This window comes from Olleya sp. 1-3, assembly GCF_002836085.1.
GTDB classification, from domain to species: domain Bacteria; phylum Bacteroidota; class Bacteroidia; order Flavobacteriales; family Flavobacteriaceae; genus Olleya; species Olleya namhaensis.
Genome location: NZ_PJBW01000014.1, coordinates 22759 through 34553, shown reverse-complemented (window position 1 = coordinate 34553; position 11795 = coordinate 22759). Strand labels below are relative to the sequence as shown.

The 11795-nt window shown below is 33.0% G+C and carries 11 protein-coding genes; 6 read left to right on the top strand and 5 right to left on the bottom strand.

The window, feature by feature from the left end:
- The first annotated feature begins 493 nt into the window (after positions 1 to 493).
- From CXF54_RS12625 to CXF54_RS12610, 4 genes are all read left to right on the top strand, one after another.
- Positions 494 to 1054: a hypothetical protein gene (locus CXF54_RS12625; protein WP_101203827.1), complete on the top strand. Its 561-nt coding sequence runs from the start codon at positions 494 to 496 to the stop codon at positions 1052 to 1054.
- Between the two features lie 322 nt (positions 1055 to 1376).
- Positions 1377 to 1814, top strand: a complete 438-nt coding sequence (locus tag CXF54_RS12620) for a GNAT family N-acetyltransferase (protein ID WP_232782617.1) — start codon at positions 1377 to 1379, stop codon at positions 1812 to 1814.
- A 180-nt stretch (positions 1815 to 1994) separates the two neighbouring features.
- Entirely contained in the window at positions 1995 to 4169 is a 2175-nt protein-coding gene (locus tag CXF54_RS12615) for an endonuclease MutS2 (RefSeq protein ID WP_090840716.1), read from the top strand.
- Between the two features lie 455 nt (positions 4170 to 4624).
- Positions 4625 to 4915: a GIY-YIG nuclease family protein gene (locus CXF54_RS12610; protein ID WP_101203826.1), complete on the top strand. Its 291-nt coding sequence runs from the start codon at positions 4625 to 4627 to the stop codon at positions 4913 to 4915.
- A gap of 681 nt (positions 4916 to 5596) precedes the next feature.
- On the opposite strand, the gene CXF54_RS12605 is transcribed toward CXF54_RS12610, so the two are convergent.
- A complete protein-coding gene (locus CXF54_RS12605) occupies positions 5597 to 6055 on the bottom strand; it encodes a DUF962 domain-containing protein (RefSeq protein WP_101203825.1) in 459 nt (152 codons plus the stop codon).
- A 40-nt stretch (positions 6056 to 6095) separates the two neighbouring features.
- Here CXF54_RS12605 and CXF54_RS12600 point away from each other — a divergent pair, with 40 nt between their 5' ends.
- Positions 6096 to 6512, top strand: coding sequence for a thiol-disulfide oxidoreductase DCC family protein (locus tag CXF54_RS12600; RefSeq protein WP_090840712.1), 417 nt, complete (start codon positions 6096 to 6098; stop codon positions 6510 to 6512).
- Between the two features lie 33 nt (positions 6513 to 6545).
- Here the strand turns inward: CXF54_RS12600 and CXF54_RS12595 are convergent, their stop codons facing one another.
- From CXF54_RS12595 to aroC, 4 genes are read right to left on the bottom strand one after another with little or no spacing between them, the layout of a single operon-like run.
- Positions 6546 to 7697: a rhodanese-like domain-containing protein gene (locus CXF54_RS12595; RefSeq protein ID WP_101203830.1), complete on the bottom strand. Its 1152-nt coding sequence runs from the start codon at positions 7695 to 7697 to the stop codon at positions 6546 to 6548.
- A 7-nt stretch (positions 7698 to 7704) separates the two neighbouring features.
- Positions 7705 to 9039, bottom strand: coding sequence for a dicarboxylate/amino acid:cation symporter (locus CXF54_RS12590; protein WP_090840710.1), 1335 nt, complete (start codon positions 9037 to 9039; stop codon positions 7705 to 7707).
- A gap of 22 nt (positions 9040 to 9061) precedes the next feature.
- Positions 9062 to 9634, bottom strand: coding sequence for a hypothetical protein (locus CXF54_RS12585; protein WP_101203824.1), 573 nt, complete (start codon positions 9632 to 9634; stop codon positions 9062 to 9064).
- Positions 9635 to 9680: 46 nt separating this feature from the next.
- Positions 9681 to 10742, bottom strand: a complete 1062-nt coding sequence (gene aroC, locus CXF54_RS12580; RefSeq protein ID WP_101203823.1) for a chorismate synthase — start codon at positions 10740 to 10742, stop codon at positions 9681 to 9683.
- 182 nt (positions 10743 to 10924) lie between these two features.
- Here aroC and CXF54_RS12575 point away from each other — a divergent pair, with 182 nt between their 5' ends.
- Positions 10925 to 11770, top strand: a complete 846-nt coding sequence (locus CXF54_RS12575) for a UDP-2,3-diacylglucosamine diphosphatase (RefSeq protein WP_101203822.1) — start codon at positions 10925 to 10927, stop codon at positions 11768 to 11770.
- Positions 11771 to 11795: the final 25 nt, after the last annotated feature.

Genomic DNA, 11795 nt, shown 5'->3' with positions numbered 1-11795 from the left:
ACTTAACTCGTTTCAGTATCACACAACAAGCTAAGCCAAGCATCACGATAACTTCAAATAATGAGAATCTAAAATAAATTCAGAATGACGTCAAGTACTAATTAAACTATAGTTACAACCACAACCGGAACCAGAACAGGAATCAGAACCGTAACCACTATCACAACCACAACGTCATACTTAACATGTTTCAGTATCACGCAACAGGCTAAGCGACACGATAACTTCAAATAATGAGAATCTGAAATAAATTCAGATTGACGTCAATATTAATTCAACTATAGTTAAAACCACAAAATCAACCATAACCGGAACAGGTATCGGAACCAGAACTACTATCACAACCACAACGTCATACTAAACTCGTTTCAGTATCACATAAAAAAAAACACTTCAAAATCCATAAGTGTTGCAAATAAATACTGATAATTGTAACTTCGTTCTTACTTTTTTACAAAAGCAAACCAAACAAATTACTTAACGAATCAACCAAATGAAAAAAAACCTAATTGTACTACTAATTCTATTAACATCAACCATTGTTAACGCACAATTTATAAAAGAGAAATCAATAAATGCACAAATTGGATATGGACTTACTTTTCCGTCTGACAGTACTGACGATTTTGCCGATGAAGGTTTTTTTGCACAATCTGAATTAGTATTAAAAATAACCAATTGGGTAGATTTTAGACCGTATGCCGGTTTTATAATAACAAATTCAAACGGTAAAGATTTAGATGGTAATCCAACCAATCAGATTGCCGAAAGTCAAGCCTTTTTATTAGGCGTAAAGTCAAGAATCAGAATTCCGATTCCGTACGTAGCTCCATATGCCGAGGTTGGTATCGGAACATCAATCGGGAAATTTAGAACATTAACGCGTTTTTATAATTTTGATAAAACCGGAATAATTTATCATATCCCTTTTTCTCTTGGACTAGAATTAGGACGTAAACATAATGTTGACATTAGTTTTACGTATTTCTATCAGCCATCTGTTAAACAATATGCAGGTGCATTTGCTGCTGGTCTAACTTTCCCTTTAAACTAAGAGGTTACAACATTTAAATAGCATTAAACATATTGGAACTTTTTTATAAAATCGTACAAATATTAGGGCTTTTCGCCTTTATTTATCTTTGGAACAAGTTTATTATTAAAACCATGATTAACACTTTGGTAAACTTTCATAAAAGAAATAATTCTCAAAACATTGACAAGCAACCCATCAAGTTTCTTGTCAATAATCAGAATAATATTTACACTTTTTACGCTTTAACTTTTTGGCTTGGAGGAATTGTAATTTCTTCTAATTTATTATTTAGATAAGTTGTAACTATCAAATCTATTCTCCTCAAATCAAACACATAAATATGGACATAAAAATGGGATTTAATATAGAACCTTGCAGCAAAGACAATATAAAAGTAATTGTTGACGGAATTAACGACTACAATTTAAAAAAAGTAGCTGCTATTGCTCCAATTTGGACACCTTTAGAGTTTGTTGCTAAAGATGAAAATGGTATTGAAATTGGCGGAATCCTAGCTGGAATTGGGTATTGGAATGGTTTAGAAATTAAGATTCTTTGGGTAAAAGATGGCTACCGAAAAAAAGGGGTTGGTTCTCAGATTTTAAAACATGCTGAAACGATAGCCATCCAGAAAGGTGCAGAAATAGCAATGCTAGACACCTTTGATTTTCAAGCAGAAGAATTTTACTTGAAAAATGGCTACCAAGCTATTGGCGAAATAAAAGATTTCCCCAAAGGTCATAAACGTATTTATTTTTCTAAAAAACTTACTAAATAAAGCCTACCAATAAATCACTACTACCCAATCTTAAAAAGTACAAACTTGTTTTTTAGCGGACTAACCAATATTTGAGTTAGTGTCTTAAAAAAAATCCAACCCAATTGCGTAAATTTGTAATGCTAGAAAAAGACTAATTAAAGATTAAAGGATTTTCCGCCTTCACGGAAAAAAGCATAGATGATAAATATTCACGAAAAAACATTACAAGATTTAGAGTTTTACACCGTATTGCAACAAGTTAGCGAATATTGCGTAACTGCATTAGGTAATCAAGAAACCCTAACCATTTTACCCTATAAAGACAAAGAAGAATTACTACGTGCGTTACAGCTTACCAATGAGTATTTGTCGTCTTATTACAATGATAATCGTATTCCTAATCACGGTTTTGATACCATTACAAAAGAATTACAGCTTTTAAAAATAGAAAACACTTATTTAGAGACGCATAGTCTTAAAAAGTTAGTCTCAATATCATTGACTGCTAATGAGATTGTCAAGTTTTTTAAAAAATTTGAAACCTACTATCCAGGATTACATCAACATAGTTTACGTATTGAAGTAACCACTGCTATTATTGAAAAAGTAGATAGTGTTGTAGATAGATTTGGAGACGTAAAGGATAACGCATCTGCTTTATTACAACAATTAAGACAAGAAATTAATAAACTTAAAGGTAAAATTAATTCTAGTTTTACATCGGCATTAAACCAATATCATAACTTAGAATATCTGGATGATATCAGAGAATCTGTTGTGGATAACAAACGTGTGTTAGCGGTAAAAGCCATGTACAGACGTAAGGTTAAAGGTGCTATTATGGGCGGAAGTAAAACCGGAAGCATAGTATACATTGAGCCTGAAACCACATTACAACATACTAGAGAACTTAATAATTTAGAATACGAACAAAGTGAGGAAGTGGTTCGTATTTTAAAAGAAGTGACAAATTATATGCGTCACTATCTACCATTATTAAATTTATACCAATCATTTTTAACTGAGATTGATGTGATTTCCGCGAAAGCGAAATACGCAAAATCCATGAACGCTATCTTACCAGAAATCTCTGAAAAGAGAGAGTTACACTTGCGTGATGCGTACCACCCTATACTCTATTTAAATAATTTAGAAAAAAAAGAAAAGACCTTTCCACAAACCATCGGACTTAAGGAAGACAGCAGAATTATAGTGATCTCTGGACCTAACGCCGGAGGAAAATCGATTACACTAAAAACTGTTGGGTTACTACAAGTTATGCTACAATCCGGACTTTTAATTCCGGTACACGAGCGTAGTAAAGCCTTTTTATTTGATCGTATATTGAGTGATATTGGTGATAATCAGTCTATTGAAAACCATTTAAGCACCTATAGTTACCGATTAAAACAGATGAATTATTTCTTGAAAAAGATTAATAAAAATACGTTGTTTTTAATTGACGAATTTGGTACCGGGTCTGATCCAGAATTAGGTGGCGCTTTAGCGGAAACCTTCTTGGAAGAATTTTATGCTCGTAATGCTTACGGGATTATTACCACGCATTATGCTAACTTAAAAATGTTGGCTAATGAAAAAGATGAAATGATTAACGCAAACATGATGTTTGACGAGCGTACACTTGAACCAATGTACAAATTAGCATTAGGACAAGCCGGTAGTAGTTTTACGTTTGAAGTCGCACAGAAAAACGGAATTCCGTATAGTCTAATTAATCGTTCTAAAAAGAAGATTGAGCGAAGTAAAGTTCGTTTTGATGCCACGATAGCTAAATTACAAAAGCAACGTGCTAAGCTTGAAAAAACAAGCGAATCGCTGAAAGTAAACGAAAAGAAAAAACAAACCGAAGCCGATAAGTTAGAAGAAATCAATGCTAAGGTTCAGAAAAAACTAGAAAACTATCAAGAATTATACGATAGTAATCAACGACTGATTTACTTAGGTCAGAAAATGAATGACATTGCTGAGAAGTTTTTTAATGATAAAAAGAAAAAGGAGTTAATGTCAGAATTATTCCGTTTGGTGCAAATTGAAAACTCTAAGCGTAAAAAAGTGACTGCAAAACAAGCTAAAGCTGAAAAAGCTAAAGAAACGCAGGTTAAAAAGGAAGCAGAAAAAACTGTAGAAGTTATTCGCAAAAAGAAGAAAGACGCTAAAGAAAAAGAGAAAAACAAACCTGTGGCACCAAAACCAATTTTAAGAGTCGGAGATCGTGTAAGAATGAACGATGGACGTGCAGTTGGTACTATTGATAAGTTTGAAAAAGGTAAAGCAATTGTTAACTACGGTATGTTTACCACTAACGTTAATGCAGACTTATTGGAGCTTGTCGAAGCAATTAAAAAGAAATAGTAATTGAATTATAAGTGGTATTGAGACCGTTATTACTAAATAAATAAAAGTTCTCGATACACCTCTACTACGTCGAAGCACTCGAACTGACGTGTTGTGATTACTATTATTCGATTAATATGTGGCGATTATGAACTTATTAATTATGACATAATACTCCGAACCGTCACTTCGAGTGATTTGTGAGGCACGAGCAAATTGTATCGAGAAGCACATTATCATAAGAAAAATAAAAAGTTCTCGATACACTTCTCCTACGTCGAAGCACTCGAACTGACGTGTCGTTATTACTCTTATTCCCTTAGATGTGAAGATTTTCTGAGCTTAATCATTTATTACATCACACTCCAAGCCGTCACTTCGAGTGATTTGTGAGGCACGAGCAAATTGTATCGAGAAGTACAAAATACAATCAAAATAATCATAACAACGCTTTAAATTTCATATATTTAAATATGAAATTGTCTTACGTGTATATATTAAAATGTTCTGACAACACCTATTACACAGGTGTAACTTCTAATTTAAACGAGCGACTAATTGAACACAAAGATGGTAAATATCATGAAAGCTACACTTACAAAAGAAGACCTGTTAAATTGGAGTTTTATGCGGAATTCACTAATATAAACATTGCTATTTCCACTGAAAAGCAAATAAAAAAATGGTCCAAATCTAAAAAATTAGCACTTATAAACAATGAGTTCGAAAAACTTACTAATTTAGCTAAGAAGCGTTTTGATTAACAGTTTTAAATTGGTTCTCGATACACTTCTCCTACGTCGAAGCACTCGAATTGACGTGTTGTGATTACTCTTATTCGATTAATATGTGGCGATTATGATCTTATTAATTATGACATAATACTCCAAACCGTCACTTCGAGTGATTTGTGAGGCACGAGCAAATTGTATCGAGAAGTGCAATATGATAAGAAAAATAAGAAATTCTCGATTCACTTCTCCTGCGTCGAAGCACTCGAACTGACGTGTTGTGATTACTCATATTCGATTAGATGTGGCGATTATGATCTTATTAATTATGACATAATACTCCGAACCGTCACTTCGAGTGATTTGTGAGGCACGAGCAAATTGTATCGAGAAGCACATTAACGTAAGAAAATTAATAAAAAATAAAAGCTCTCGATACACTCCTCCCGCGTCGAAGCACTCGAACTGACGTGTTGTGATTACTCTTATTCTACAAAATGTACCGATTTTGAACTTATTAATTATTACATCACACTCCGAACCGTCACTTCGAGTCATTTGTGAGGCACGAGTAAATTGTATCGAGAAGCGTATTATGATAAAAACAATAAAAAGTTCTCGATACACTTCTCCTACTTAGAAGCACTCACACTGACGTAACTTAACTACGTTTACTCTAAAGTCTAATTAATCAATTATAAATCGTCCCCTATACTACTTGCCAAAAAGCTTGAAGATAACCCAGGCTGGACCAACTAATAAAAACTGAAGATCATCAATAAAACTTGGTTTTTGACCTTCTACCTTGTGACCGTAAAACTGTCCAATCCAAGCAACTACAAACAATATAATCGAAAAGTATAATATTGACACATATTGAGAAATGTAATAATTAAGGACTAAGCAAAATGCTGAAAATAACAACATTTGCAATCCAACTTTTACCGATAGTCTAAAGTAGAATAACACCAAAATAACTGCTAAAACTACAAATGCCCAATTGGCAATAATTGGATGTGGTAAAAATGAATTTAAAAACCCAGATGGAATAGACATAAATAGGCCGACAACACTAAAAAAGATTGCAGGTACACAAATATAATGTATTGCTATGTTAGTCGGGTCTTGATGACTTACCGCATAACTATCAAACCATTGTTGTAAAGTTTTCATAATATTGATTTTTGTAAATATATTAAATTATTTTTGTGGTATGTTACAGTTACCAAAAGACAAATCTCTAATTCTTTTTGATGGTGTTTGCAACCTTTGCAATACTTCAGTGCTTTATGTTATAAAACATGATGCAAATAACAGGTTTTTGTTTGCCCCTTTACAAAGTAATATTGGGCAGCAAATTATAGCTAAATACAACTTAGATACGTCTAAAACAGATTCGATATTATTATACTCTGCAGACAAAGGTTTAAAAGTAAAATCGACCGCTGCATTATATATTGCAAAACGTTTAGGGTTACCAAACAATTTACTATCTGTGTTTTTAATTGTTCCTGCTTTTATTAGAAATTGGGTCTACGATTTTATAGCCAAAAACAGGTATAAATGGTATGGAAAAAAAGACAATTGTATGATTCCGACACCTGAATTAAAATCTAAATTTATAGATTAAACAAAGACTCTTAAACAATTTATAAACAGAGCTTTACTTTAATATTTTTTTCAACGTATTATAAGCTAGTTTTTCCATTTGATCCATTTCTCCATCAGCAAAAGCCATAAGCTTAATATCTGCAAATAAATCTGCTAAATCATTTCGATAATAGTCGTGTGTTTTTACCGCTTCAACAATATTCTGAATACTCTGATAATCATTATCTTCTTCAAATTTTTCATGCACACGTTGGTACACACTTTTATCTACTCTTGATAAAATATACTCTTTTTCCGATTTACTTTCGTCTAAATCAGAATGTGCTATAAAAAGTAATATATAAGCTAATAATTCGTCTTTTGACCACTTATTTGGGTGTTCCATTGTTTCTGTTGTTAAAGTTCCGTATTCTGTCCACGAGCCATCGTAAACACTATTACTATATCCTAAAATTGTTGCAGCTAAACTTAATACTGATGCTGTTATACCAGAACCACAAGTAAAGACTAATTGTTGATTGCTTTTTGCTAAACCGCTAAACAGAGACTGCCAATCTTTGATTGATCTAAAAGTATTACCTTCCAAAAGCGCAGTATATGGTAAGTTAACCGAGCTTGTTATAGTTCCCGATCGTAATCCCGCTCTAGGCTCACTTACTTTAGATGTAAACCTATCGTTTGAACGGGCATCTATAATTTTAAATTCTGAATCTTTTCCTATAGCCTCTAAAGACTCAAAATAGACCACGTTACTCGGGTTATATTTTGCTTTAAAATCACCTGTTAATTTTATATTGTCTTGACACAATTCTGTTTTAAAATGCTGTGCTTTCCATTCCGGTAAACCACCATCTAATACCGCTACATTAGCATGCCCAAACGTTTTAAACAACCACCAAGCTCTTGGGCTTGAGTAAATACCTTTACTGTCATAAACCACAATAAAACTATCCTTGTGTATGCCTAAATCTCGAGCTGACTGCTCAAACTGTTGTTCTGACGGAATAGTACTAGGAAATTCTGCCATAACATCACTAAAGTCTTTCTTTATATCAAAAAAACGAGCATTAGGTATTTGTTGTTCTTCAGGATTTGATTGACTACCCGCTACTCTAGCAATAGTTGCATCTAAAACAATTAAATTAGGCTGTTCTAAATTAGCTTGCAACCAGTTTACAGATACAATATTATCAAATCCTTCCATAGTTGATTTATTTAACGTTTTCGTAATTATCGTCCCATTCTTTTGGTTTAGGATTGTCATGAAGTTTACCCAAAGATTTTGCCACAATCATAGATACTGTAGCATCTCCCGTTACATTCACAACTGTCCTACACATATCTAAAGGTCTATCTACAGCAAAAATCAACGCTAAACCAATTGGTAATAATTCTGGTGGAAAACCAATAGCTTCCAATACAATAACCAACATAACCATTCCAGCACTTGGCACTGCAGCACTACCTATTGACGCTAATAAAGCGGTACCAACAATTACTAACTGATTTGTAAATGTTAATCCTTCTGGCCAAATTACTTGCATAATAAAAACAGCAGCAATACCTTGATACAAACTAGTACCATCCATATTTACTGTAGCCCCAACTGGTAATACAAAACCAGACACTTCTTTGTCCACTCCCAAATGCTCCTCTACACGTTCCATAGTGACTGGTAATGTTGCAGCACTACTACTTGTAGAAAATGCTAATAACTGTGCAGGACTGAAACGCTGAAGAAACCATAACGGTGATTTTTTTGTAAATATTTTTATCAATAACAAATAAAAACAAATCATTAAAAACAACCCAAATACGACACAGGCTGCATAACCTAACAGTTTAACCAATATTGTAGTGTCATCAAAAGCGATAATAACGTTTGCCATTAATGCAAAAACTGCATAAGGCGCAAATAGCATGATTAAATCAACCATTTTCATAACCACTTCGTTTAAAGAATCAAAGAAGTCTACTAATGGTTTTGCTTTTTTTACTGGAATTAATAATAAACAAATACCAACAAATAATGCAAAGAAAATAACTTGAAGCATTGCCGGTTTTCCATTAGCATCACTAAAAGAAAAGAAAATATTACTAGGAAAAATATCAACTAAAGCTTGTAATGGCCCGGCATCTTGAGTTACTTTTGCTTTACCAATCATTACATCAGCATTACCTTGATATGTTGTTTTTATTTTATCAATAGTTTCTTGAGGCATCCCCTCTCCTGGTTTAACAATATTTACAATACTTAAACCTATTATTATTGCTATTACAGTTGTTCCAATATAAATACCAATGGTACGTAACCCCATTGTTTTGATTTTAGAAATATCTTTTAAATCTGAAATCCCTTTAATTAACGATGCTAATATTAACGGAACTGCAATTAATTTTAAAAGATTAATAAAAATTTTACCAAAAGGAGCTATCCAATCGCCAACAAATCCTTTACCTCCATCTACGCTATTCATTAAAAAACCAAAAATGATTCCTAAAACCATTCCTATTATAATTTTCCAGTGTAATGCAAGTTTTTTCATAAGTTGTTAGTTGTTTTTCCTTTTAGTTAGTTAGTTTTCGTCCTATAATTTTATGTCTCCAAACTTCATAAAGACAACATGTCGTGTCGTCTTGGTCTGGATTATTTAATGGTAATTCACGCTGTATTCTTTTCACCTTATTGTAATCGGATATTAAGCCAAATGTATTTAAATCTCTCGCTAAAAAAGTGTTATCAAAACCACCTCCATTACTTAAAGCGCTAGTATCACCTCCTATTGTGATTAAATCATAACCAACAAACTCAAATTGGTCGGACAAGTCTGCTTTTCTAGCATTAGGTTCTTTAACAATTGCTAGCAAATTAAAATAAGGAATCGTTTTTACTTTTTCTAATACATAATCCAATGTATTAAAATAAAACATGACTAAACCTTGATCTGTTACCAAATGCTCCCAATCTGCTTCTGTATCCATCTCTGGTACAAATAACAACCTATTAAGATTACCATCTAAAGATACTAATTCTTTTAAATGATTAATTTCAGAAAATGCTAAATAGTCCTCCCAACTAAATCCATGCTTATGATTAGCATCAAAAGGCTGCAAAGCTGTATAGTAAATCTTAGATTCCATTTAAAAAATAAAGCTAAACGTGATATTTATAATTGTAATACGGGTTTTATGAGTACGTTTTATTGATCAATAAATAATCCGCTAAAACCAATGCTGCCATAGCTTCCACTATAGGTACCGCTCTTGGCACAACACAAGGATCATGACGTCCTTTACCGTGCATTTCTACTTTTTCGCCGTCCTTATTTATCGTTTCTTGATTTTGCATGATGGTTGCAACAGGCTTAAAAGCCACTCTAAAATAAATATCCATTCCGTTGCTAATACCACCTTGAATACCTCCTGAAAGGTTCGTTTTAGTGCTTCCGTCTATATTAAATAAATCGTTATGCTCACTACCTTTCATTTTTGCGCCACAAAATCCGCTACCATATTCAAAGCCTTTAACAGCATTAATAGATAACATAGCTTTACCCAATTCGGCATGTAATTTATCAAAGACAGGTTCTCCTAATCCAACAGGCACATTCTGTAAAACACAAGTTACTGTACCTCCAATAGTATCTCCTTCTTTACGAATTTGCTTAATGCGGTCAATCATTTTTTCAGCTATAGCTGAATCCGGACAACGCACATCGTTACTTTCTATATTAGAAAAGTCTAAATCTTGATATGGTTTATCTATAAAGATATCTCCAACCGAAGATGTAAACGCATTAATTTTTACATTTTTAAGCATTTGCTTAGCGATAGCACCTGCAACAACCCGACTTGCGGTTTCTCTTGCAGAGCTACGTCCTCCACCTCTATAATCTCTTAAACCATATTTTTTGTCGTAAACATAATCAGCATGACTAGGTCTATAACTATCTTTAATATGCGAGTAATCGTGAGATTTTTGATTAGAATTTTCTATAACAAAACCAATTGGTGTTCCGGTAGTTACACCTTCAAACACACCTGACAAAAACTTAACTTCGTCTGGTTCTTTACGTTGTGTTACAATAGCAGATTGGCCAGGTTTACGTCTATTCATTTCTGCCTGGATAGCCTCTAAATCTAATTCGATTCCTGGAGGGCATCCATCTATAATTCCACCAATTGCGACACCATGTGACTCGCCAAATGTGGTTAGTTTAAATAAGTTTCCGAAGCTATTACCTGCCATAAATCAATTAATTTACGCTAAAGTAATCATAAATAATAGCCAAACAAAACTGAAGTAAATTCAACTTCAAAAAATTGATAATATTAACTTAACAATTCGCTCATAATTAGATAATTATCCAATAATGTTAGATTAACACTAGAAACTGATATTTGCATATCATAATTGAAACCCCAATTGCTTTGAAATTAAAAAGAAAAGTTGAGATTGTTGTTATATCGGATGTGCACCTAGGCACTTATGGCTGCCATGCAAAGCAGCTACTAACCTATTTAAGTAGCGTAGATCCCAAACATTTAATTCTAAATGGGGATATTATTGATGTTTGGCAATTTAGCAAACGGTATTTTCCGAAATCACATATGCAGGTCATTAAAAAAATTGTGGCTTTAGCTGCTAAAGGCACAAAAGTGACATACATAACGGGAAACCATGACGAAATGCTTAGAAAATTCACGGATTCTGAAATAGGAAATATTTCAATAGTTAATAAGTTAGTTCTAGAATTGGACGGTAAAAAAGCATGGTTTTTTCATGGCGATGTCTTTGATGCTTCCATACAAAGTGCCAAATGGTTAGCTAAACTTGGTGCCTACGGTTACGATCTTTTAATTTTAATAAACAGATTAATAAATTGGCTACTAATTACTTTTGGAAAGGAACGCTACTCATTATCAAAAAAAATAAAAAACAGTGTCAAAGGAGCAGTTAAGTTTATCAGCGATTTTGAAAAAACAGCAACAGACTTAGCTATAGAGAATGGTTATGACTATGTTATTTGCGGACATATCCATCAACCTAAACACGAAATAGTAGAAACTAAAAAAGGAAAAACAAACTACTTAAACTCCGGAGATTGGGTAGAGAATTTTACTGCTTTAGAATATCAGTTTAACCGCTGGAAGCTTTACAGGTATAGTGAAGATAAACTATCTGCCTTTTATGCAGACGAAGAATTGAAAGACATGTCGGAACAAGAATTAATTGCTGCAATTACAGTTATGAAACCTTTTAAAACTCCTAAATAACATTTTAAATTTGTGCTGTTAGTTT